21 protein-coding genes and 1 pseudogene are annotated in these 23,338 nt (G+C 66.7%); 15 read left to right on the top strand and 7 right to left on the bottom strand.

Annotation, left to right across the window (positions count from 1 at the left end; all coding sequences use genetic code 11):
• The first annotated feature begins 135 nt into the window (after window positions 1–135).
• From ACH2CY_RS07395 to ACH2CY_RS07330, 14 genes are all read left to right on the top strand, one after another.
• A complete protein-coding gene (locus tag ACH2CY_RS07395; RefSeq protein ID WP_395017686.1) occupies window positions 136–1,539 on the top strand; it encodes a surface carbohydrate biosynthesis protein in 1,404 nt (467 codons plus the stop codon).
• A 31-nt stretch (window positions 1,540–1,570) separates the two neighbouring features.
• A complete protein-coding gene (gene pseG / locus ACH2CY_RS07390) occupies window positions 1,571–3,814 on the top strand; it encodes a UDP-2,4-diacetamido-2,4,6-trideoxy-beta-L-altropyranose hydrolase (RefSeq protein ID WP_395017684.1) in 2,244 nt (747 codons plus the stop codon).
• A 20-nt stretch (window positions 3,815–3,834) separates the two neighbouring features.
• Window positions 3,835–4,899, top strand: a complete 1,065-nt coding sequence (gene pseI, locus ACH2CY_RS07385; protein WP_395017681.1) for a pseudaminic acid synthase — start codon at window positions 3,835–3,837, stop codon at window positions 4,897–4,899.
• Window positions 4,896–5,249 (top strand): Rap1a/Tai family immunity protein, encoded by a 354-nt coding sequence (locus ACH2CY_RS07380; RefSeq protein WP_395017678.1) that lies wholly within the window; start codon window positions 4,896–4,898, stop codon window positions 5,247–5,249. The genes pseI and ACH2CY_RS07380 overlap by 4 nt, the downstream gene beginning before the upstream one ends.
• An 80-nt stretch (window positions 5,250–5,329) precedes the next feature.
• Window positions 5,330–5,992 (top strand): HAD family hydrolase, encoded by a 663-nt coding sequence (locus ACH2CY_RS07375; RefSeq protein WP_395017675.1) that lies wholly within the window; start codon window positions 5,330–5,332, stop codon window positions 5,990–5,992.
• Between the two features lie 7 nt (window positions 5,993–5,999).
• Complete coding sequence (locus ACH2CY_RS07370) at window positions 6,000–6,950, top strand: sugar-binding transcriptional regulator (RefSeq protein WP_395017673.1); 951 nt, start codon at window positions 6,000–6,002, stop codon at window positions 6,948–6,950.
• Between the two features lie 181 nt (window positions 6,951–7,131).
• Window positions 7,132–7,749 (top strand): superoxide dismutase, encoded by a 618-nt coding sequence (locus ACH2CY_RS07365; RefSeq protein ID WP_395017671.1) that lies wholly within the window; start codon window positions 7,132–7,134, stop codon window positions 7,747–7,749.
• Window positions 7,750–7,905: 156 nt separating this feature from the next.
• Window positions 7,906–9,219, top strand: coding sequence for an ABC transporter substrate-binding protein (locus ACH2CY_RS07360; RefSeq protein ID WP_395017670.1), 1,314 nt, complete (start codon window positions 7,906–7,908; stop codon window positions 9,217–9,219).
• A 125-nt stretch (window positions 9,220–9,344) separates the two neighbouring features.
• Entirely contained in the window at window positions 9,345–10,217 is an 873-nt protein-coding gene (locus tag ACH2CY_RS07355) for a carbohydrate ABC transporter permease (protein WP_395017667.1), read from the top strand.
• A gap of 3 nt (window positions 10,218–10,220) precedes the next feature.
• Window positions 10,221–11,051 (top strand): carbohydrate ABC transporter permease, encoded by an 831-nt coding sequence (locus tag ACH2CY_RS07350; protein ID WP_395017665.1) that lies wholly within the window; start codon window positions 10,221–10,223, stop codon window positions 11,049–11,051.
• 22 nt (window positions 11,052–11,073) lie between these two features.
• On the top strand, window positions 11,074–12,078 hold the full coding sequence (locus ACH2CY_RS07345; protein ID WP_395017662.1) for an ABC transporter ATP-binding protein: 1,005 nt from the start codon (window positions 11,074–11,076) through the stop codon (window positions 12,076–12,078).
• A complete protein-coding gene (locus ACH2CY_RS07340; protein ID WP_395017660.1) occupies window positions 12,075–12,860 on the top strand; it encodes an L-iditol 2-dehydrogenase in 786 nt (261 codons plus the stop codon). The genes ACH2CY_RS07345 and ACH2CY_RS07340 overlap by 4 nt, the downstream gene beginning before the upstream one ends.
• Before the next feature lie 30 nt (window positions 12,861–12,890).
• Complete coding sequence (locus ACH2CY_RS07335; RefSeq protein WP_395017659.1) at window positions 12,891–13,664, top strand: SDR family NAD(P)-dependent oxidoreductase; 774 nt, start codon at window positions 12,891–12,893, stop codon at window positions 13,662–13,664.
• Window positions 13,665–13,741: 77 nt separating this feature from the next.
• Window positions 13,742–15,391, top strand: coding sequence for an FGGY-family carbohydrate kinase (locus tag ACH2CY_RS07330; RefSeq protein WP_395017656.1), 1,650 nt, complete (start codon window positions 13,742–13,744; stop codon window positions 15,389–15,391).
• Between the two features lie 9 nt (window positions 15,392–15,400).
• Here the strand turns inward: ACH2CY_RS07330 and ACH2CY_RS07325 are convergent, their stop codons facing one another.
• The 6 genes and pseudogenes from ACH2CY_RS07325 to ACH2CY_RS07300 all read right to left on the bottom strand — a co-directional run bounded on the left by ACH2CY_RS07325 (window position 15,401) and on the right by ACH2CY_RS07300 (window position 21,219).
• Entirely contained in the window at window positions 15,401–16,642 is a 1,242-nt protein-coding gene (locus ACH2CY_RS07325; protein WP_395017653.1) for an EAL domain-containing protein, read from the bottom strand.
• A 347-nt stretch (window positions 16,643–16,989) separates the two neighbouring features.
• Window positions 16,990–17,634 carry a tetratricopeptide repeat protein gene (locus ACH2CY_RS07320; RefSeq protein WP_395017651.1) on the bottom strand — a complete coding sequence of 215 codons (645 nt, stop codon included), beginning with the start codon at window positions 17,632–17,634 and terminating at the stop codon, window positions 16,990–16,992.
• Window positions 17,635–17,755: 121 nt separating this feature from the next.
• Window positions 17,756–18,472: pseudogene (locus ACH2CY_RS07315) on the bottom strand (SDR family oxidoreductase); the annotation flags it as partial.
• Window positions 18,469–19,110 (bottom strand): TenA family transcriptional regulator, encoded by a 642-nt coding sequence (locus ACH2CY_RS07310; RefSeq protein ID WP_395017649.1) that lies wholly within the window; start codon window positions 19,108–19,110, stop codon window positions 18,469–18,471. The gene ACH2CY_RS07310 and the pseudogene ACH2CY_RS07315, both read right to left, overlap by 4 nt.
• Window positions 19,100–20,596, bottom strand: coding sequence for an AMP-binding protein (locus ACH2CY_RS07305; protein ID WP_395017647.1), 1,497 nt, complete (start codon window positions 20,594–20,596; stop codon window positions 19,100–19,102). The genes ACH2CY_RS07310 and ACH2CY_RS07305 overlap by 11 nt, the downstream gene beginning before the upstream one ends.
• Window positions 20,593–21,219 (bottom strand): thermostable hemolysin, encoded by a 627-nt coding sequence (locus ACH2CY_RS07300; RefSeq protein ID WP_395017645.1) that lies wholly within the window; start codon window positions 21,217–21,219, stop codon window positions 20,593–20,595. Before ACH2CY_RS07300 ends, ACH2CY_RS07305 begins: the two co-directional genes overlap by 4 nt.
• 168 nt (window positions 21,220–21,387) lie before the next feature.
• Here ACH2CY_RS07300 and ACH2CY_RS07295 point away from each other — a divergent pair, with 168 nt between their 5' ends.
• The gene (locus ACH2CY_RS07295; protein ID WP_395017642.1) at window positions 21,388–22,353 is read left to right on the top strand and encodes a hypothetical protein; all 966 of its coding nucleotides are present in this window, start codon (window positions 21,388–21,390) and stop codon (window positions 22,351–22,353) included.
• Here the strand turns inward: ACH2CY_RS07295 and ACH2CY_RS07290 are convergent.
• Window positions 22,335–23,195, bottom strand: a complete 861-nt coding sequence (locus ACH2CY_RS07290) for a pirin family protein (protein ID WP_395017640.1) — start codon at window positions 23,193–23,195, stop codon at window positions 22,335–22,337. The genes ACH2CY_RS07295 and ACH2CY_RS07290 overlap by 19 nt on opposite strands.
• Window positions 23,196–23,338 lie beyond the last annotated feature (143 nt).

The following is a 23,338-nucleotide window of genomic DNA, read 5'->3' as shown; positions in this document are numbered from 1 at the left end:
TTTAGGCGGTAAGAAGTCCATGGCAAACCGGCGTTCGGCTCGGTAGAGTCTGCTGGTGCTCGATCCCGGCTGTGCCGCTCGGGGGAGAAGCTGCGGTGCAATTGTTCAACGATTCCGGGTTGCGTTCTCGGCAGGATGAATAGAATCCTCTATCTACCGATGGAAATCGCCTCGCGGGAACTCGATTCCCGCTTGCTGCTTTCCGTCATCGCCCTGACCTACGGATTTGAAGTCGTCATCGGCCAGAAATGGCTGATCGAGAGCAACATCCGGCGGATGCCGGGCGGCGTCTATCTTTCCAAGACCATGACCCGCCGCGACGCCGAGAGCCTGGCGAAGGCGCGCGCGCGCGGCTACTTCCCGGCGGCGATCGACGAAGAGATGCCGGGCCTGGTAACCAAGCCCGAGGAGCTGCGCTGGATCGCCCCCGAGGCGGTCGAGCAGAGCGAGGCGATCTTCATCGCCGGCGAGGGCAACACCCAGTCCTTCATGGCCCGTTTCCCGGCCGCCAAGGCCAAGGTCCATATGGCGCTGAACCCGCGCTGGGACCTGCTGCGCAGCACCTTCCGCTCGCTGTTCGACGAGGAAGTGGGGCGGATCCGCGACGCCTACGGCGATTTCATCCTGGTCAACACCAACCAGGGCTTCACCAATTCCGAGAAGGGCAGCAAGGACGATATCCTCAGGGAGCAGGTCCGGCTCGGCAAGATTGATCCCGCCAACACCGAGCACATGGCCTATGTGAACTCGATCGTGGAGATGGAGGACGCCAACAAGGCGGCGATCCTGAAGGTCGTCGGCGGTCTCCGGCAGGCGCATCCCGATCGCACCCTGGTCATCCGCCCGCACCCGAGCGAGCGCATCGCGACCTGGACCGAGGCCTTCCCCGGCGATGCCAGGATCAAGGTGGTGCGCGAGGGTTCCGCCGTGCCCTGGATCCTGGCGTCGACGCTCCTGGTGCACACCAATTGCACGACCGGTACCGAGGCGATCGCGCTGGGCAAGCCGGCCATCTGCGTCATGCCGCTCGATAACGCCATCTGCCAGCGCTATCTCTCCAACCGGGTCAACCCCGTGGCGCGCTCGGTCGAGGAGGCGCTGGCTTTGGCCGAGCGCATCTTGTCGGGCGGCGTAGCCAACCTCTACACGCCGCAGATGATCGACACGTTCCATCACGCCATGTCGTTCGAGGACGACCGGCTGGGCGCGCAGATCATCATCGAGCAGCTTGTCAACGCGGTGGAGCGCCGCGAGCCTTTGAATGCGCCCGGCAGCGCCAGCTCCTGGCGCCCGGACCAGAACTATCGCTGGCACATCCCGGACAAGAACGTGCGCGCCGAGCTCTTCCCCAGCCTCGACCGCGAGGCGGTGGTGCGCCGGCTGCAGAAGATCGCCATGGCGCTCGGCATCGACCTTATGCCCGAGGTCGAGTATTGCGGTAGCAAGGTGCTGCTGATCAGCAACCACCGCATGGCGCCCTTCGTCCGCTTCCGCCGCTCGCTGGCCGGCGCCTTCTACGACTTCCGCACGGGGACGTGACGCCGGACCGGCCTCACGGTATCTAAGTTCCATGACCAGGACTGTCGCCATCATCCAGGCGCGTTTCGGCTCGACGCGGCTGCCGGGGAAGGTGCTGAAGCCGCTCGGTTCGGGCATCGTGCTCGACCACGCGATCCAGCGCTGCCGCGCCATTCCCTCGGTGGATGAAGTCGTGATCGCGACCACCGACCGCGAGGAAGACGGCGCGATCGTCGCCGCGGCCGAGCGGGCCGGCGCGCAGGTGCACCGCGGCTCCGCCGAGGATGTGCTGTCGCGCTATGCCGGCGCCGCCAGGCAAGCGAATGCGGATGTCGTGCTGCGCGTCACCAGCGACTGCCCACTGATAGATCTCGACATCTGCGATCGGGTGATCCGGCTGCGGGCCGAGACCGGTGTCGACTACGCCGCCAACAACATGCCGCGGCTCTATCCGCATGGACTCGATTGCGAGGTCTTCACCCGCGCCGCGCTGGAACGCGCCGATGCCGCCGCCACCGCGGCCTATGACCGCGAGCATGTGACGCCCTGGCTGCGCCGCACCGCCGACGTCACGCGCACCAGCCTGATCGGCCCCGGCTGGCCCGCCGTGCAGCAACGCTGGACCTTGGATTTCCCGGAAGACTACGACTTCTTCGCGGCACTCTTTCCACTGCTGCCGCCGGATCGCATCGCCGGCATGGACGAGGTGCTCGGCATCCTCGCCGCGCATCCGGAGATCGTCGCGATCAACGCCCATCGCCGGATCGGCGGCCCCGGCGCGAAACCGGCTTCCGCGCCCGCGGCCATCTTTCGTTTCGAGGCCGACCAGAAGATCGGCATCGGGCATGCCATGCGTTCGAACGCCTTCGCCAGCCTGCTCGACCACCTCGGCTGGCGCGTGTTTTGGGCCATGTCGGAATCATCGGCTGCCTTCCTGAAGGAGAGCACGGCCCCGGGCACGGTCATCGGCATCACCCAGGGCTCGCCGGAGGAACAGGCCGCAACCCTCTTGCAGGGCTGCGGCGGCAGTTGCGAGCTCCTGCTGGTCGATCACTATGGCGCGACGCTCGACCTCCAACGCGCGATGGCGCGCGCCGGGGCGACCGTAGCCGTGTTCGATGACCTGATCGAGGCGCAAACCGACGCCGACGTCATCCTCAACCCGACCCCGGACATCGCACTGAAGGCCTACAGCGCCATCGCACGACCGGAGACGCGCTTCCTGCTCGGCCCCGAGAATGCCGTGCTGCGCGCGCAGTTCTCGTCTGTCCGCTCACGAGCCAGAGCGCGCATCGCCGGCCAGGGCAAGATCGAACGCGTGCTGATCGCCTTCGGCGGCACCGATCCGGCCAACGGCACCGGCATCGCGCTCGCGGCGCTGGCATCGACGGACATCCCGCGGATCGATGTGATGCTCGGCGCCAAGGCCACCCATCTCGATGCGGTCCGCCAGCAATCGGCCGGCATGGGCGGTCGCGTTCAACTGATGCTGGATGTGGCCGAGGTTGCGGAGACTTTGGCCAAGGCCGACCTCGTCATCGGCGCGCCGGGAACCGGAACCTGGGAGCGCGCCTGCCTCGGTCTGCCGAGCCTCCTGCTGGGCATCGCGCCCAACCAGAAGCTCAACGCCGAGACGGTCGCCGCAAGGGGCGCGGCTTTGGTCTGTGGCTTCCTTCCCGCCGACACGGAGGACCAGGTTGTCGCTGGCTTGCGCCTCCAGCTCGACCGCCTGCGTAACGATCCGGAACTCTATCTACTTATGCATCAGGCGGCCCTGGCGCTGTCCGATGGTCGCGGCGCGTTGCGCCTCGCCGCGGCAATCGTGCCGGCCGCACGTCTGAAGGATGGTGCGCCCCTCAACCTGCGCCTGGCCGAGATGGCGGATGCGCGGTTGCTCTATGACTGGCAGCAGGCGCCGGAAACGCGGCGCTTTGCCCTGAACCAGAAGCCCTTCTCCTTCGAGGACCATTGCCGTTGGCTGCAAGCCAAGCTGGAGAATGGCCGCGACCTGCTGCTGATCGGCGAAGCGGGAAACCAGCCCAAGGGCTTCATCCGCCTGGACTGGTTCGGCGCCGACAAGAGCAGCGCACAATACCTGGTCTCGATCGCCGCGGCCCCGGGGCAGCAGGGGCGCGGCATCGGCTCGGCCTTGCTGAAGGCGGCGCGCAGCCTGGCACCGGGGGCGCATTTCTATGCCAAGGTCCTGGCCGAGAACGCGGCGTCCCTTGCGCTCTTTCGCGGTTGCGGCTACGCCCTGGGGCCGGACGGCTATTTCCACTCGGAAACTTTGGACTAGGGCGGGGAGGCAGAAGACCCATGGGCACGATTTCCGCCCGTACGATTTCAATAGGGGGGCGCAAGATCGGCCCCGGCGAACCGCCCTATATCATCGCCGAGATGTCCGCCAACCATAACGGCAGCCTCGATCGCGCGCTGGCCATCGTCGAGATGGCCAAGGCGTCCGGCGCCGACGCGATCAAGCTGCAGACCTACAAGGCCGACACCATCACCATCGACCATGACGGGCCGGAATTCCTGCTGAACGAAGGCCTCTGGGCCGGGCGCCGGCTCTATGAGCTCTATCAGTCCGCCGCCATGCCCTGGGAGTGGCACGCGCCGCTGTTCAAGCGCGCCAAGGAAATCGGCATCCAGATCTTCAGCTCGGCCTTCGACGCGACCGCGGTCGACCTGCTGCAGTCGCTGGACGCACCGGCCTATAAGGTCGCCTCGCTGGAGACCGGCGACGTCGCGCTCATCCAGCGCATCGCCGCCGCCGGCAAGCCGATGATCATCTCGACCGGCGCCTCGGAAATCTCGGAGATAGAGGAAGCGGTGGCGGCGGCGCGAGCCGGCGGCTGCAAGGACCTGATCCTGCTCCAATGCACCAGCGGCTATCCCACGCCGGCGTCCGAGAGCAACCTGCGCACCATTCCCGACATGGCGGCGAAGTTCGACTGCCTGGTCGGACTCTCCGACCACACCTACGGCACGGCGGTGCCGGTGGCCGCGGTGGCGCTGGGTGCCTGCGCCATCGAGAAGCATGTGACCTTGCGGCGCGCCGACGGCGGCGTCGATTCCGATTTCAGCCTGGAGCCCGAGGAGTTGAAGCGCCTGGTGGACGATTGCCGCACCGCCTTCGAGGCGCTCGGCCGCGTCCATTACCAGGTCTCGCCCAGCGAGCGCGCGATCCGGCCGTTGCGCCGCTCGCTCTATGTGGTGAAGGACCTGGCGGCGGGCGAGGCGATCTCCGAAGCCCATATCCGCTCGATCCGGCCCGGCAAGGGCCTCGCACCCAAGCATCTCAAGGCCGTGCTCGGCAAGAAGGCGGCGAAGCCGCTGAAGCGCGGTCAGCCCCTCGACTGGTCCATGGTGGAATCATGATGTTGCGGATCGCCTCTCTCACGCTGCTCTGCCTCTGCGCTTCCATAGGGCTGGCCCGATCCGCATCGGCCGAGATGACTGTCGGCATGCTGGCGGAGATCTGCAAGAGCCACGAGCTTCCCGATCGACAGATGTGCGGCTCCTACCTGCTCGGCGTCATGGACGCCTTCAAGACCTCGGCGACGCAATACAAGGCGAAGATTCCCTTCTGCTATCCGAAGAGCGGGCTCAGCGCCGACGACATGAGCCTGGCATTCCGCCTCTGGGAGTCCACCAACCCGGGCGAGAAGACCAAGCCTGCGATCACCGGCATCGTCACCGCGATGACCGAGCGCTTTCCCTGCAAGTGATGCGGGTGATTGCCCAGCCCTTGGGCATATGATCTATTTTCCACATGGGTGACAGGGCCGGGCAGGGGGTGCCCGAGGTTATGAGCGGGTTCGATCTCATCATCTTCGATTGCGACGGCGTGGTGGTCGACAGTGAGATTCTGAGCTGCGGCTGCCTGCTCACGCTGTTGCGCCAGCACGAGATCGAGATCGATCTCGCCGAAGTCTACCAGCGCTTCCTCGGCCGCAATTTCCAGACCGTCGCCGACCAGTATCGGGTTTGGCGCAACGAGCCTGTGCCGGGGGATTTCCGCGCCAAATGGGAGGCGGCGATCCGGCTCGCCTTCTCGGCCTCGCTCGCCGCCATGCCGGGCGTCATCGATCTCCTGAAGAGCCTGCGGACGCCGGTCTGCATCGCCTCGTCCAGCGACCTGGACCGGGTCACCTTTTCTCTGTCGCTCGCCAATCTGACGGAGTTCTTCGGCGGCCACGTCTTCACCTCTCAGATGGTGAAGCGCGGCAAGCCGGCGCCGGATCTCTTCCTGCACGCCGCCGCGGTCATGGGCGTCGCCCCGGAGCGCGCGCTGGTGATCGAGGACAGCGTCGCCGGCGTCATCGCCGCCCAGGCGGCCGGTATGACCGTCTGGGGTTTCACCGGCGGCGCCCATTATGCGGGCCGGGAAGGCCGGACCGCTTTGGAGACTTCCGGTGCCGCGCAGGTCTTCGATAAGATGAGCGATCTCAAACGCTCTCTGGTCTCCTGATTTCGCGATGGCCGCCGACAACGAACGCTCCAAGCTCGAAGACGCGGCGCGCGCCGGCTGGCTCTATTACATCGCCGGCAATACCCAGGACGAGATCGCGAAGAAGCTGAAGGTCAGCCGCGCCACCGCGCAGCGCCTGGTCTCGCTCTGCCTCTCGGAGCGGCTGATCACCTTCAAGCTGGAGCATCCGATCGCCGCCTGCATGGAGCTGGCGGCCCGGCTCACCGAGAAGTTCTCCTTGCGGCTTTGCGAGGTGGTGCCGACCGACGCCGTCTCGCCCAACGCGGTGACCGGCGTCGCCAACCGCGCCGCGGCCCTGCTGGAATCCACCTTGCGGGCCGAGAAGCCGGCTATCGTCGCGATCGGCACCGGCCGCACCATGCGGGCCGCGGTCGAGCAGGTGCCACCGATGGACTGCCCGAACCACCAGCTGGTCTCGCTGGTCGGCAACATCTCGCCGGACGGCTCGGCCAGCTTCTTCGACACCCTGGCGCGGCTGGCCGATCTCACCAAGGCGAGGCACTACCCGGTGCCGCTGCCGGTGTTCCTGGCCTCCGATGCCGAGCGCCAGCAGGTTCTGAAGATCGCGCCGGTCTCGCGGGTGCGCGAGCTCGCCGAGAAGGCGGATCTGCGCCTGGTCGGCATCGGCCAGCTCGACCAGGATGCCCAGGTCTATCGCGATGGCTTCGTGACCCGCGACCAGCTGCTGGAGATGCTGCGGCTCGGTGCGGTGGGCGAGGTCACCGCCTGGGCGATCGATGCCGAGGGCCGCGTGATCAACGGCGGCACCAACAAGCGCCTGACCAGCATGCCGCTGCCGATCCCGGCCAAGAACCTGACGGTCGCCGCGGCGCTCGGCGCCTCGAAAGTCGTGCCGATCCGCGCGGCACTCGCCGGCCGCATCGTCAACGGTCTGATCACCGACGAAGCTACTGCGCAGGCCTTGCTCAAGAGCTGAGCATATTTCATGCGCAACTGCTGGCACTTGCCTGCATTGCTGTCATGTCGATACCGATACCCTCGGATGATTGTGGCTGACTTATCTCTGGGCTAGGACGCTCTGGCCCGCAGCCCCTCATCGTCCCTGAGGGCGCGGCGACTGTGCTTCCTGCCACCACAGCTCCCGGAAAGGATCATCCATGGCTCTCGAACTCCCGCCGCTTCCGTTCCCGATCGATGCGCTTGCGCCTCACATGTCGCGCGAGACCCTGGAATTTCACCACGGCAAGCATCACAAGGCCTATGTCGACAAGGCCAACACGCTGCTGGAAGGCAAGGATCTGGCCGCGAAGCCGCTGGAGGAGATCATCCGCGCGGCGGCGAAGTCGGGTGACAAGCCGCTGTTCAACAACACCGCGCAAATCTGGAACCACAGCTTCTTCTGGAACTGCCTCGCTGCCCCCGGCCAGAAGCCGGAAGGCGAGCTGAGGAAGGAAATCGACAAGAGCTTCGGCTCGCTGGAAGCCTTGCTGAAGAAGCTGCAGGACGAAGCGGTCGGCCATTTCGCCAGCGGCTGGGCCTGGCTGGTGGTGAAGGACGGCGCGCTCGCGGTGACTTCCTATCATGACGCCGACACGCCGATCGCCCATGACGGCGTGAAGCCGCTCCTCACCCTCGATGTCTGGGAGCACGCCTATTACATCGACTATCGCAACGCCCGCCCGAAATTCGCCGAGGCGGTGCTGAACAACATCGTCAACTGGGACTTCGTCGCCCGGCAGCTCAAGGCGGCGCAGTCGCTCAAAGCCGCGCAGTAAGCGCGGCGCGTTCAAGGAATGGGGCCGGCGGAGCGATCCGCCGGCCCTTTCCATGCTGCGCTGCATCAACGATTCGGCATTGACTCTGTCGCGCGGGGGTGTGAGCGTATGCTCAACGTCGGAGCGAAAACTCACGACGGTAACTGGGAGGACATAATGAAAAGGCTGATCGGCGCCGCGCTGAGCGCGGCGGCATTGCTTGCCGCCATCCCGGCATTCGCGGAAACCACCTTGACCGTCGCCACGGTCAACAACGGCGACATGATCCGCATGCAGGGCCTGACCTCGGACTTCGAGGGCAAGAACCCGGACATCAAGGTGAAGTGGGTCACGCTCGAGGAGAACGTGCTCCGCCAGAAGGTGACCACCGACATCGCCACCAAGGGCGGGCAGTTCGACGTCCTGACCATCGGCACCTATGAAGTGCCGATCTGGGCCAAGAAGGACTGGCTGGTGGCGCTCGACCAGCTGCCGGCCGATTACGACGTCGATGACCTGCTGCCGAAGATCCGCGACGCGCTCTCGGTCGACGGCAAGCTCTACGCCGCGCCGTTCTACGGCGAGAGCTCGATGATCATGTACCGCACCGATCTCATGGAGAAGGCCGGCCTGAAGATGCCGGACAGCCCGACCTGGGACTTCGTCATCGATGCGGCCAAGAAGATGACCGACAAGGCGAATGACGTCTACGGCGTCTGCCTGCGCGGCAAGGCCGGCTGGGGCGAGAACATGGCCTTCCTGACCGCCATGTCCAACTCCTTCGGCGCCCGCTGGTTCGATGAGAAATGGGAACCGCAGTTCAACTCGCCGGAATGGAAGGACACGCTCACCACCTACGTGAACCTGATGAAGGAAGCCGGCCCTCCGGGCGCCAGCTCCAACGGCTTCAACGAGAACCTTGCCCTCTTCAATGCCGGCAAATGCGGCATGTGGATCGACGCGACCGTGGCGGCCTCCTTCGTGACCAACCCGAAGGAATCCAAGGTCGCCGACAAGGTCGGCTTCGCGCTGGCGCCCAACAAGGGCCTCGGCAAGAACGCCAACTGGCTCTGGGCCTGGAGCCTCGCGATCCCGGCCGGGTCGCAGAAGACCGAGGCGGCGGAGAAGTTCGTCGCCTGGGCGACCTCGAAGGGCTACACCGAGCTGGTGGCTTCGAAGGAAGGCTGGGCCAACGTGCCGCCCGGCACCCGCACCTCGCTATACAACAACCCGGAATACACCAAGGCCGCGGCCTTCGCGAAGATGACGATCGACTCGATCAACTCGGCCGATCCCAGCCATCCTACCGTGAAGCCGGTGCCCTATGTCGGCGTGCAATACGCCGCCATTCCCGAGTTCCAGGGTCTCGGCACCACCGTCGGCCAGCAATTCTCGGCGGCTCTATCGGGCGCCACTTCCGTCGATGCGGCGCTCGCGGCGGCGCAGAAGGCGGTCGAGCGCGAGATGAAGCGTGCCGGCTATATCAAGTAAGCGAGCCTCCCACATCATCGTGGACCGGGTAAACTCCACCCGGTGACCTAGGGCCATCCGACCGACCACGCACCCGGTCGGATGGCCGCCTTGTTTCGGGGATGAGCCCAGGGGGAAGATCGGTCATGGCGACACAACAGACACGCACCCTGGGTCGGGTCCTGATCGCGCCGGCGGTTGCGCTGCTCTTCGTCTGGATGATCGTCCCGCTGGCGATGACCATCTACTTCTCGCTCCAGTACAAGAATCTGCTCAATCCCGGCGAGGAGAGCTTCGCCGGCCTCGACAATTTCGAATACTTCCTGACCGATCCCGCCTTCCTCACGGCGCTGTTCAACACCCTGGTCCTGGTCGGCTCGGTGCTGCTGATCACCATCGTGCTCGGCACCTTCATCGCGCTGCTGATGAACATGCCGATCTGGGGTCGCAACATTGTGCGCCTGATGGTGATCGCGCCCTTCTTCGTCATGCCGACGGTGAGCGCGCTGGTCTGGAAGAACCTGCTGATGCACCCGGTCTCCGGCCTGTTCGCCTGGCTGATGACCCTCATCGGCCTGGAGCCGATCGACTGGTTCGCCGAAGTGCCGATGCTCTCGGTGATCCTGATCGTGGCCTGGCAATGGCTGCCCTTCGCGACCTTGATCTTGCTGACCGCCTTGCAGTCGCTCGACGAGGAGCAGAAGGAGGCGGCGGAGATGGATGGTGCGGGGGCTGTCTCGACCTTCTTCTACATCACCATCCCGCATCTCGCGCGGCCGATCACTGTGGTGATCCTGATCGAGACCATCTTCCTGCTGACGGTCTTCGCCGAGATATTCGTCACCACCGGCGGCGGTCCGGGCCTGCAGACCACCAATCTCGCCTTCCTGATCTACCAGGCGGCGCTGCTGCAATTTGACGTCGGCAGCGCCTCGGCGGGCGGGCTGGTCGCGGTGGTGATCGCCAATATCCTCGCCTTCTTCCTGGTCCGCATCGTCGGACGGAACCTGGAGGCCTGAGCGATGGCAAGGAAAACCACAGCCACAAAGACGGCGGTCTCGACGGCGGCGGCCTGGCTGGTCGGCTTCATCATCTTCTTCCCGATCCTCTGGATGATGCTGACCAGCTTCAAGACCGAGCTCGACGCCTTCGCGATCCCGCCGCAATTCCTGTTCTTCCACTGGACCACGGAAAACTACGGCGTGGTGCAGGAGCGCAGCGACTACATGCTGCATGCGATCAATTCGATCGTCACCGCCGGCGGCTCGACCCTGATCGCCATGCTGATCGCGATCCCGGCCGCCTGGGCGATGGCCTTCGCACCCACCAAGCGCACCAAGGACATCCTGCTCTGGATGCTCTCCACCAAGATGATGCCGGCGGTCGGCGTGCTGGTGCCGATCTACCTCCTCTACCGCGACTTCGGCCTGCTCGACACCAAGTTCGGCCTGGTGGTCGTGCTCTGCCTCGGCAACCTGCCGATCGTGATTTGGATGCTGTTCACCTATTTCAAGGAAATCCCGAAGGACATCCTAGAGGCCGCGCGCATGGACGGCGCCACCATCACCAAGGAGCTCATCTTCGTGCTGACGCCGATGGCCTTGCCCGGCATCGCCTCGACCTTGCTCTTGAACGTGATCCTGGCCTGGAACGAGGCCTTCTGGACCTTGAACCTCTCGAGCTCGGCGGCAGCGCCGCTCACCACTTTCATCGCCTCCTATTCCAGCCCGGAGGGACTGTTCTGGGCCAAGCTCTCGGCCGCCTCGACTCTGGCCATCGCGCCGATCCTCATTCTCGGCTGGTTCAGCCAGAAGCAGCTGGTGCGCGGCCTCACCTTCGGCGCCGTGAAATAGGAAGACACAGGGGAACCGGCATATGGGAAGCATCACTCTGGAAAATGTCGAGAAGGCCTTCGGCGCCACCAAGATCATCCAAGGCGCCTCTCTCGAGATCGAGGACGGCTCCTTCGTGGTCTTCGTCGGCCCCTCGGGCTGCGGCAAGACCACCTTGCTTCGCCTGATCGCCGGCCTTGAGGATGTGACCGGCGGCCGGATCCTGATCGACGGCGCCGACGTGACCAACGTGCCGCCGGCCAGGCGTGGGCTCTCCATGGTGTTCCAGTCCTACGCGCTCTACCCGCATATGAGTGTGCGCGGCAACATCGCCTTCGGCCTGAAGATGGCCGGGACGCCGAAGGCCGAGATCGACCGCAAGGTCGAGAGCGCCGCCTCGATCCTGAATCTCACGCCCTATCTCGAGCGCAAGCCGCGCGATCTCTCCGGCGGCCAGCGCCAGCGCGTCGCGATCGGCCGCGCCATCGTCCGCGAGCCCAAGGCCTTCCTGTTCGACGAGCCCTTGTCCAATCTCGACGCCGCCTTGCGCGTGCAGATGCGCCAGGAAGTGACCCGGCTGCAACGCCAACTCGCCACCACGGCGATCTACGTGACCCATGACCAGGTCGAGGCCATGACCATGGCCGACCGGATTGTGGTGCTGAACGCCGGCCGGATCGAGCAATACGGCTCGCCACTGGAGCTCTATGAGCACCCGGCCAATCTCTTCGTCGCGGGCTTCATCGGCTCGCCGAAGATGAACTTCATCGGCAAGCAAGTGGCCGGGCAGTTCGGTGCCGCCACCATCGGCGTCCGCCCGGAGCATATCACGGTGGCGCGCGACGGCGACGGCTGGGAAGGCACGGTCGGCGTGGCCGAGCATCTCGGCAGCGACACCTTCGTCTATGTGGACGTGCCCCAGATCGGCACCCTGACCGCCCGCACCATCGGCGAGATGGGGATCCGGGTCGGCGACCGCATCAAGCTGCGCCCCGACGAGCGCCGCATTCATCGCTTCGACCCCGAGGGCAGGACACTCGCGGCATGAAGCTCGAAGGCAAGGTCGCCGTCATCACCGGGGGCGCGCGGGGCATCGGCGCCGCGATCGCGGCGCGTTATGCCGCCGAGGGTGCTGAGGTCGTCGTCGCCGACCTGTTGGCGGATGACGCGGCGGCCACGGCCAAGGCGATCGGCGGCAAGGCCTTCCCGGTGCCGGTCGATGTCACCCGCATTGCCTCGATCGAGTCCATGGTGCACGCCGTGGTCGCGCGCACCGGTGGCATCGACATCCTGGTCAACAACGCGGCGATCTTCGACATGGGGCCGGTGGTCGAGGTGACCGAGCAGAGCTGGGACAGCCAGTTCGCGGTCAACACCAAGGGGCTGTTCTTCACCCTGCAGGCGGTCGCGAAGCGGATGATCGCCCAAAACGAGGCCTCACCCAACCGCCGCGGCAAGATCATCAACATCGCCTCCCAGGCCGGCCGCCGGGGCGAGCCGCTGGTGGCGGTCTATTGCGCGACCAAGGCGGCGGTCATCAGTCTCACCCAGTCCGCCGGCCTCGGCCTGATCAAGCACCGCATCAACGTCAACGGCATCGCGCCCGGCGTTGTCGACACCCCGATGTGGGAACGCGTCGATGCCCTGTTCGCCAAATACGAAGGACGCCCGATCGGCGAGAAGAAGCGCCTGGTCGGCGAGGCCGTGCCCTTCGGCCGCATGGGCCGGCCCGACGACCATGCCGGTGCCGCCGTCTTCCTCGCCTCATCCGATTCCGACTACGTGGTCGCCCAGACGCTGAACGTCGATGGCGGCAACTGGATGAGCTGAACCTCTCACCGAAGCCAGAAGAGAAGCATCATGTATCTCGACAAATTCAAGCTCAACGGACGCAATGCCCTGGTGACCGGCGGCGGCCGGGCCATCGGCCTGGCCTGCGTCGAAGCCCTGGCCGAGGCGGGCGCCAAGGTCATCATCGCCGACTTCGATGCCGCGGTCGCCGCCGAGGGCCAGAAGGCGATGAAGGCCAAGGGCTATGACGTCGAGACGGTGCTAATGGACGTGACCAAGACCGACCAGGTCGGCAAGGTGGCGAACGATGTCGTCAAGCGCCACGGCAAGATCGACATCCTGGTCAACAATGCCGGCATCGCCCGCAGCGAGACTCCGGCCGAGACGGTCACCGACGAGCATTGGCTGAACGTGCTCGACGTGAACTTGAACGGCACCTTCTGGTGCTGCCGCGAGTTCGGCAAGCATATGCTGGCGCGCAAATCGGGCGCCATCGTCAACATCGGCTCGATGTCCGGCTTCATCGTCAACAAGCCGCAGGAACAGTCCTATTACAACGCCTCCAAGGCGGCGGTGCATCACCTGACCAAGTCGCTGGCGGCGGAGTGGGGCGCCCGCGGGGTGCGGGTCAATGCGGTCGCGCCGACCTATATCGCGACGCCGCTCAACGAGTTCGTGAAGTCCAAGCCGGACATGTACAACGCCTGGATCGGCGGCACGCCGATGGCGCGCCTGGGCGAGGTCGAGGAGATCGCCTCGGTGGTGCTGTTCCTCGCCTCCGACGCGGCCAGCCTGCTGACCGGGAGCATCGTCCTGGCCGACGGCGGCTATACCTGCTGGTAGCGCCGCAAGCGCCATTTCCCTCCGGCCGCAACACCCTCTAAGATCGGTGCAACAAACCGGATCGAGGGGAAGCGGGCGTGCGGGTGGAGAGCGGGCGAGCCTTCATCGGGGTCGATGTCGGCACGACGAGCGCGAGAGCCGGTATCTTCGATCGCGCCGGGACCTTGCTTGCGACCGCGCGACACCCGATCCTGGACTGGCACGAGCCCGGCGACATTGTCGAGCAGTCCTCCGAGGATATCTGGCAGGCCTGCGCGACCGCGATCCGCGCCGCCATGGCCGAGGCGAAGCTCAGCCCCGATGCGATCGGCGGCATCGGCTTCGACGCCACCTGCTCGCTGGTCGCCCTGGCTGAGGGCGACCGGCCGCTCACCGTCAGCCGCTCCGGCGATCCGCAACGCAACGTCATCGTCTGGATGGATCACCGCGCCACCCAGCAGGCGGAGCGGATCAGCAAGACCGGCCATGCGGTGCTGCGCCATGTCGGCGGCATCATCTCGCCAGAGATGGAGACACCGAAGCTGCTCTGGCTGAAGGAGCACCTGCCTGAGACCTATGCCGCCGCGGCGCAGTATTTCGATCTCGCCGACTACCTCACCTACCGCGCCAGCGGCGATGCCGCGCGCTCGATCTGCACCGTCACCTGCAAATGGACCTATCTCGCCCATGACGACGGCTGGGATGACGGCTACTTCCGCGAAGTCGGCCTCGCCGAACTCATCGCCGACAACTATGCGCGCATCGGCAACCGCATCGTCGAGCCGGCGACGACACTCGGCAGCGGATTGACTGCACAGGCCGCCGCCGATCTCGGCCTGAAGCCAGGCACGCCGGTCGGCGCTTCGCTGATCGACGCCCATGCCGGCGCGGTCGGCACGATCGGCGGCAGCATCGTCGCCCGGGAAGGCGAGACCGTCGATGCGCTGGACCGCCTCGCCTACATCATGGGCACATCGGCCTGCATCATGGCTTCGACCGCCGGACCGCGTTTCGTGCCCGGAGTCTGGGGTCCCTATTACTCGGCGATGCTGCCCGGCCGCTGGCTGAATGAAGGCGGGCAGTCGGCGGCGGGCGCCGGCATCGATCACCTGGTCAGCGCGCATCCGGCCTTCACGGAAGCGGAGCGGGCGGCGGAGCAAGCGGGGCAGGGCATCCTGGAGTTCCTGGAACGCCGCGTGCTTGCGCGCAGTCCATCGCTTTCCGATGCCGCGCGTCTCGCCAGGGAGTACCATGTGCTGCCGGAATTTCTCGGCAACCGCTCACCCTTCGCCGATCCCGATGCCCGCGCGATCATCGCCGGGCTGGATCTCGAACGGACGATCGAAAGCCTCGAGCAACTCTATGTCGCCGGGCTCTGCGGTCTCGCCTATGGCCTTGCCGACGTGGTCGATGCGATGCGCGCGCAGGAGATCCAGTGCGGCTTGATGGTGATCAGCGGCGGTGCCGCGCGGAGCCCGCTGGTCCGGCAGATCATGGCGGATACCACCGGGCTCGCGGTGGCGCTGCCGGCGACGCCCGAGCCCGTGCTGCTCGGGTCGGCGATGCTGGGTGCGGTCGCGGGCGGTGCCTATCCCTCGGTCGATGCGGCGATGTCTGCCATGTCGAAGATCGGCGAGAGTGCCGACCCGAATCCCGCGCTGGCCGGTTTCCACGATGCCAAGCGCAAGGTGCACCGCCTGTTGCAGGAACTCGATCGCGAGAGCCGCGCGGTCATGAAGACCGAATGATAACCAGCCTCAGGCGCTGGGCTTGAGCTCCTGCGCGGCCGCATCGACGGGGGCGGGATGGTTGACCGGCGACTCCAGCGAGGTGCGCCGCCAGCGCCAGGTGAGCTCGAACTCGCGAATCTCCGAAGGCGCCATCGGCCGGGCGATGTGGAAGCCTTGCGCCTCGTTGCAGTCGAGCTGGGCCGCGAACTTCAGCGCATAGGCATCCTCGATGCCTTCGATCACGCAGTGCATCTCGAGATTCTGCGCGAGCTGCACCAGCGATCGCACGATGACCGCATTCTCCGCCGAGCGCTCGAGGTTGGTGACGAAGGAACGGTCGATCTTCAGTTCCGAGAACGGCATCTGCCGCAGGCGCACCAGCGAAGAATGGCCGGTGCCGAAATCGTCGATCGAGAGGCGGAAGCCCATCAGCCGCAGGCGGGTCATGGTCTCCATCGCCACCAGGTTATCCCGCTCCAGCGCGCGCTCGGTCATCTCCAGGATAATCGCGGTGTTGGGAACCTTGTGTTCGGCGCAGATCGCGGCCAGGCGGTCGGGCAGGTCGTTCTCGAAGGAGACGCTGGCGCAAAGATTGATGGCGACATCGAGCTCGCGCCCGCTTTCGCTCCACTGGCGGCGCTGCTCGACCGCCGCGCGGAAGATGCGGTCGTTGAGCGCGGGCATCAGCCCGGCTTCCTCGGCGATCGAGATCGCGAGCTCGGGTGAGACCGGCCGGTCGGCGGCGTCGCGGCAGCGCAGCAGCGCCTCGACGCCGATGAAGGCGGCATCGCTCAACCGGATCTTCGGCTGGTAGTGCAGGATCGGCGCATCGCCGTCGATGATCCCGCGCAGAGTGGCCGCCGAGAACGGCATGGTGGTGCTGTAGAGATCGGAGAGGGTGCGCCGGAGCTCCTCGAAGCGCACCGGCTTGTGCAGCACCGCGCCGATGTCGAGCCCGCGCTGCCGCGCGATCTCGGCGCTCACTTCCAGCAGGCGCGTGTCGGCGCCGGAGATGATCACGATCTTGGCCTGGATGCCGAGCCCGGCCAGGCCCTGGATCAGCTGCACGCCGTCGCCATTGGGCATCTGCATGTCCATGACGATGATGGTCGGCGAGAGGGTCTTCAGCTTGTTGAGCGCATCGCTGCCGGAAACCGCGCCCACGGCCTGCATGCCGACGGATTCGGCGACATGCTGGACGAAGTTCCGGATTCCCGGCTCGTCATCGACGATCAAGGTGATTGGACGATTCTGGCCGGCTGCTTCCATCGGGGACCCGCCTCGGTTGTCTTCGATGCGGGGTCCAGGCTAGGGGCGCGAATCTTAACAACTTCTTATCATCGATAGCATCGCCGAGGATCGTGCTCCTAGCGCGAAGCCTCGCGGATACCGATAAAATCCCCGAAGATTCGCGTCTGGAATCAACGCGAAAGGCTAACGCGCTGAGACTCCGCCGCTTTACCGGAACGCACAGTATTCGCGCGGCGCTGGCGTTAATCGGCCGCGCCAACCAAACGCCGCTGGCATGATGTGAAACAGCACAAATATTTATTTCGACGCGCGCGGAACCGGATTTCGCAGCGCCGAATGGTAGTAGAACTCAGCTCCCTGAGCGGTCAACCGTTCAGCTTGGCCAGATCCTCCTGGATCTCTTGCTTGCGGCCGGCATCGGCATCCTCGCGGCCAGGCCGGGCCGGCGCCTGCAGCGCCTTCTCGAGGAACTCCCGCGCCTTCGCTTTCTCGCCCTGCTCGATCATGAAGTCGCCGTAGAAGTAGTTCACGTCGAGCGCGCCGGGCGCGATGGCCAAGGCGCGGTCGAGATATTCCTTCGCCTTCTTGTCGCTGCCGAAGCCGATCGGCCAGCCCGGGACCTTGTAATAGAGCACGCCGAGCGAGGTGAGTGCGCCGGCGTCCAGCGCCTTCTCGTCGATCTTGACGGCGGCCATGGCGATGTCGCGCGCCTTTTCGGCGAGGTCGAGTGCCCCGAGCCCACCTTTCGCGCCGGCGTAGGAGCTGAGGATGATCGCCTGCCAGACCATCGGCTCGGCTTTGGCGGGATATTGCCGGGCCAGCGCGTCGGCCTGCGCGACCAGCGCCGGGTATTGCGCCTCTCGCTGCTTCTCTGGGGTCAGGTAATAGACTTTCGCCCAGGCATGGCCGAGATCGGAGATCGCGGTCCCCATCTCCTCGGCCGCGGCGGCGGCGCCGACCTGCAGCAACGTGGCCAGGCCGATTCCCGCCAGCAAAATGCGCTTCTTCATGCTCAGGCTCTCCTCTCGACAATCCCCCCGCTTCATCGGCATGGTCGAGCATGCGCCGATTGAGCGTGGCCAGGGAACGGTCCACAACGCCGGGCAGCAGCCCGTTGATGCGGACCAGCAGGCGCTCCATGGCGCCGATGGTGTGCTCGGTCTTGGCACCGAAAATGGCGGCGGAAATGGCGCCGGCCGCGGTCTCCGGTGCATCGGTGTTCATGCGCACGTCTTGCGCCATGCGGTCCATGGCTGCGGTGTTGAGCGTGGTCCGCGTGTAGCGCGGCGCCACATAGGCGACCGAGATCCCGCTGCCCTTGAGCTCGCGGCGCAAGGCTTCCGAGAAGCCGCGCAGGCCGAACTTGCTGGCGCAATAGACGCCGAAACCGGCAAAGCCGACACCGCCCATCACCGATCCCACGTTGACGATCCGGCCTCGGCCATGCGCCAGCATGCCCGGCAGCGCGGCGCGGCAGAGCTGGATCGGCGCCAGCAGGTTGGTCGCGATCAGCGCCTCGATCCGCTCCGGCGCGGCAAAGCTGAAGCGGCCGAAATCGTTGACGCCGGCGCAGTTCACCAGGACGTCGATCCCGCCCTGCATCTCCGTCGCCTGCGCGATTACCCGCGCCGCGGCCCCGGAAACGCCGAGGTCGGCGGCGATCACGGCCGTGCCGGCGGCGTGCGGCGCCAGCCGATCGGCCAGCCGCCGCAGCCGCGCCGGGTCGCGCGCGACCAGGGTCAGCCGGCTGCCTCTAGCGGCCAGGGCGCCGGCGGTCGCGGCGCCGATACCGCCGCTGGCGCCGGTCAGCAGGATATGCGGATGCGTCTCGGCCACGGCTCGGCTCATGCGATCGATCGAAAGATGTCGCCATAGAGCCGGAAGAAAGTCTTCGCCGAGCGGATCACATCTGCGCGATCGTCGTCGTCCTCCAGCCGGTTCATCAGCTGCGCGAAGTTGGCGGTGTGGTCGATATCCAGCACGCCGTGCGAGGTGAGATAGGTGAAGGCCTGGTCGGGCAGGCCGAGCGCCGCCTGCAGGGCGCCGGCGGCGCGGGTGGCGAGTGCCACGCTGGTGCCTTCCAGCACATGCGCCATGCCGAAGAAGCCGAGCGGATTGCGCCGCTGCACGGTGTCGAAGGCATAGCCGACCATCACGTCGGTGGCCATGCCGGGACCGCCGCGCTTTGTCGCGCCTGCATCGGCACCGCAGGCCGCGATGTCGGCGAGGATCCATTCGTCGTGGCCGATCTCTTCCTCGATATAGTCGACCGCCGCCTTGCGCAGCCAGTCCAGGCGCTCCGGCAGTCGCGCGGCGCAGAGCATCAGCAGCGGCACGGTGTGCCGCACGTGGTGATAAGCCTCGGTCAGAAACGCGATGTACTGGTCGCGCGTCACCTGGCCGGCGAGCGCCGCCTGGATGATCGGCGTCGCCAGCAGCGCATTCCGGTCCGGCGCCGTCTGCGTCACCAATTCGTCATGAAACATGGACTGCCTCGCCCTCATAAAGCCTCTCCAGCCGCGTGCGATAGCGCGCGAAGATCGCGTCGCGCCGCAGCCGGCCATTCGGCGTCGCCATGCCGTTCAGCGGCGAGAAGGCCTCGTCCGCGACGATCCAGCGACCGACCCTGGCATAGTCGGGCAGACTGTCATTCACCTTGCGGAGGTCAGCTTCCACCGCCGCGGTGAATGCGGCATTCCGCGGCACCAGCACGGCGGCGTTGAAGGGGCGCGCCTCGCCGAACACCGCGGCCTGCGCGATCGCCGGGCGCGCGGTCAGCTCGCTCTCGACCCATTCCGGCGCGACGTTGCGGCCGAAGGCGGTGATGAACATGTTGGTCTTGCGGCCGTCGAGATGCAGATAGCCGTCTTCGTCGAGATGGCCGATATCGCCGGTCGGCCAATAGCCGTCCGTCGTTTGCGCCGCCGCGCCGCCGACATAGCCTTCGAGCACCGCGCCCTTGGCCAGGATCTCGCCGTCGGCGGCGAAGCGCAGATCGGCATGCGGCAGCGGCTTGCCGACGCTCCCCAGGCGATTGGCGCCGGGGCCGTTGAAGGCGACCACCGAGCTCAGCTCCGATAGGCCGTAGCCTTGATAGACCGGGACGGCGAGCCGCTCGGCCTGCTGCAGCAGCGCCGGCGCGATCGGCGCGCCGCCGACCGCCACCAGGCGCAGCTGCTGCGGCTGCCGGCCCGCCTGGGAGATCGCGAACAGCAGGCCGGCCAGGGTCTGCGGCACGGTGACGATGCTGGTCGGCGCGTATTTCTCGATCGCGGTCAGCATGGCCATGGTATCGAGCTGCGACGAGCCGCCGAGGCCGACCTCCGCCAGGCTCGGGATGCAGGTCGCGGCGCCGGCCAGGATCGGCACGTCGATTCCGGCGATGTTCTCGAGCAAGGTCGCCAGAGGCAGCAGGCAGAGATGGCGGTCCTCGGCGCTGCCCTGGCTCACCTCGAGCAGCGACTGCGCCACCCGATCGGTCGCCGCATCGGCGAGGCAGACGCCCTTCGCCGCGCCTGTCGTCCCGGAGGTATAGGTCACCTTCGCGGTCCGTCCCGGCAGCACCGCGGAGCGCGCTGGCTGCAGCCGCAGGCAGGCGGCGCGCTGCCCGATCAGGCCGCCGATTTCCTCGCGCCGGATCGTCTCCAACTCCGCCAGCGGCCGGTCGGTGATCAGGGTGTCGATGCCCGAGCTTGCAATCACATGCGCAAGCTGCTGCGGGCTGAAGAAGGTCGGGATCGGCACCAGCGGCGTGCGGGTCCAGCGGGCGGCGAGATCGCAGACCGCCCAGCCGATGCCGTTGTCGAGCAGCAGACCGCAGCGGCGGGTGCGGCCGGCGAGCAGGGTGGAGGCGACGGCGAGCACCCGCTCGGCGAGGCCGGCATAGTCGAGCGCGCTGTCGCCGCCGATGATCGCCGTCGCACGCGGCCGCTCGGCGGCGTGACGGCGCAGCGCCTGCAGGACCGCGCTCATGGCGCGGTCGCCTCAGCCGCTGCGGCCAGCAGTGCGCGCGGCTGGCTGCGGAACAGCGCGCGGAAGCCGCTCGGCACATGCCCCGCCATCACGATCGGCCGGCTCTCGAAGTAGCGGCCCCAGGCGCGGCGCTCGCTCTCGCTGAGGCGCTCCGGCGTCGCCCGCGCGATCTCCAGCGGATGCAGTCCCAACCGATGGAAGGCGGAGCGGAGGCGCGCCACGCCGGTGAAGGTCACCCATTCGAAGTCCTGCTCGTAGAGATGCCGGGTCAGCAGCGCGATCATCGCCCGGGCGCCGCCCGGCCGCGAGGCGAGGTTGCCGGCCTCGACGATGCCCGCGCGCGCGACCGAACGTCCCGCGAGCCTGGCGATCCGCGCCTCGACCGGCTCGTCGAGATAGCATTCCATGAACAGCCGCGAATGTGCCGCCTCGCGCAGGCCGAAGCCGGCGATCATCTGCCCCGCTGCGCTGGAGAGCGAGAACAGCCGCGGCATCAGCTGCGTCAGCTGCGCCTGATGATCCTGCATGAAGCGGTTGCGGATGAACTCGGTCACCGCCGCGCGATCATGCGCGTGATGCTCGGCGAGGGTGAGATCGGACTGGGGTCGCGTTTTGCGGCGCATCGCTGCCATCATGTCGTTGTCGATGGCCAGGATGCTAACGGCGGGGACTTACCGCACACTGTCCCTGCGTCGGTACCGCGTCCTCTCGACGCTTGATCCGCGTCAGCCCTTGATCGGCATGGGGCGGCCGCTATGGTGGCGGCTCCTTCAGGTTGGCTTAAGGTTGGCATGACATCACTGCAGCATCGGCTCTTCCAACGCCTGCGCGGACCGGCCTCGCTGCTGTTCTCGCTGGCGGTGGTGGGACTTGCCTTCTATGGCCTGCATGGCGCGCTGCGCCATGTCGAGCCGGAGAAGGTGCTGCAGGCACTGCGCGGCCTGCATCTGCACGCGATCGCGGTCGCTCTGCTCTTCACCGGCGGCAGTTTCATTGCGATCGCCGGCCAGGAGTATTTCGCACTGAAGACCGCGCGGCGTCCGCTGGCCTTTCCGGTCGCGGCGCTCGGCGGCTTCATCGCGCAGTCGATCGGGCATTCCAGCGGTTTCTCGGTCGCGGTCGGCGGCGGCCTGCGCTATCGGCTCTATTCGATGTTCGGCGCGCGCTTCGCCGAGGTGGCGAAGGTGCAGGCCTCGTTCAGCGGCACGCTCGCGCTGGCGCTCTGTCTGCAGATCGCCGCGGCGATGATCCTGCATCCCGGACTGCTCGATCATGAGATCCTGTTGCCGCACAGCCTCACCCGCGACATCGGGATCGGCCTCGCGCTGATCGGCATCGGCCTGCTCGGCCTGACGCTGCGCGCGCGGCCGTTGCATCTCCTCGGTCGCCGGATCGAGACCCCGCCGTTCCGCACCGTGCTGCCGCAAGTGCTCTGCTCGGTGATCGACATCGCCTGCCTCGCTGCCGTCGCCTATGCGCTGCTGCCGGCGGACCTCAATGCCGACTATCCGAGTGTGCTCGGCATCGCCGTGGTCTCGCTCACCCTCGGCATCGCCAGCAGCGTGCCGGGCGGGCTCGGCGTCTTCGAATCCAGCGTGCTGCTGCTGATGGCGCCGTCGCCCGCTCTGGACGACGCAACGGTCGGCGCGCTGCTTGCCTTCCGCGCGCTCTACTATCTGCTGCCGCTGCTGCTCGGGCTGATCACGCTCGGCGTGGTCGAGCTGTGGCGGCGCAAGCGTCAGAGCCGGCCGGCCTGATAATCCGCGATCGCTTGGTGGATCTCCTCGGGCGTGTTCATGACGAAGGGGCCGTATTTCGTCACCGGCTCGCGCAAGGGCCGGCCGGCGACCAGGATCAGCCGCGCCGGCGCAGCTTCGGCGGTGACGCTGAAGACCTCGCCCTGTGAGAGCACGGCGAGCTGCTGCTTCTCCACCTCTTTGACACCGATCATCCCGGCGCCCTCGAACATATAGGCGAAGGCGTTGTGCTCTTTCGGCAGGCGGTGCGAGAAGCCGGCGCCTTTCTCGAGCGAAATGTCGAGATAGGTGGGGTCGGTGGCGACGCCGCCGATCGGGCCTTTAGTGCCCGCGACTTCACCGGCGATGACCTTCACCGAGACGCCGGGCGCGGGCTTGGCGACCGGGATCTTGTCCGGCGCGTATTCCTGGTAGCGCGGCGCGCACATCTTGTCCTTCGCCGGCAGGTTGATCCAGAGCTGGAAGCCGCGCATCAGCCCGTCTTCCTGCTCCGGCATCTCGGAATGCACCAGGCCGCTGCCGGCGGTCATCCACTGCACCGAGCCCGGGACCAGCAGGCCGGAATTGCCCTTGTTGTCCCAATGCCGCATCCGCCCGTCGAGCATATAGGTCACGGTCTCGAAACCGCGGTGCGGATGGTCGGGGAAGCCGCCGATATAGTCGGCGCCCTTCTCGGAGCCGAACTCGTCCAGCATCAGGAAGGGATCGAGGTCGGGGAGGGCGCGCTGGCCGATCACGCGGGTGAGCTTCACCCCGGCGCCGTCCGAGGTGGGCACGCCGCGGATCACCGCGACGACGCGGCGCTCGGTGCCGGTTTCGACTTCAGCCAGGTTGGTGCTCATTGCGTCGTCCTCATCGGTGTCAGCATGGCCGGGAAAATGCGCCCGGCACCCCGCCGGCGCCAGGGCCGGACAGCAAGATGGGCTGTTCGCGGCCGGTTAACAATGTCCGGGCCGGGGCCCGCTTGCACCTGTCTGCGTCCGTG

The sequence above is a fragment of the Dongia sp. genome, assembly GCF_041905885.1.
Taxonomy (GTDB): domain Bacteria; phylum Pseudomonadota; class Alphaproteobacteria; order Dongiales; family Dongiaceae; genus Dongia.
The sequence above is the reverse complement of the archived record's forward strand: the minus strand, read 5'-3'. Positions and strand labels throughout refer to the sequence as shown.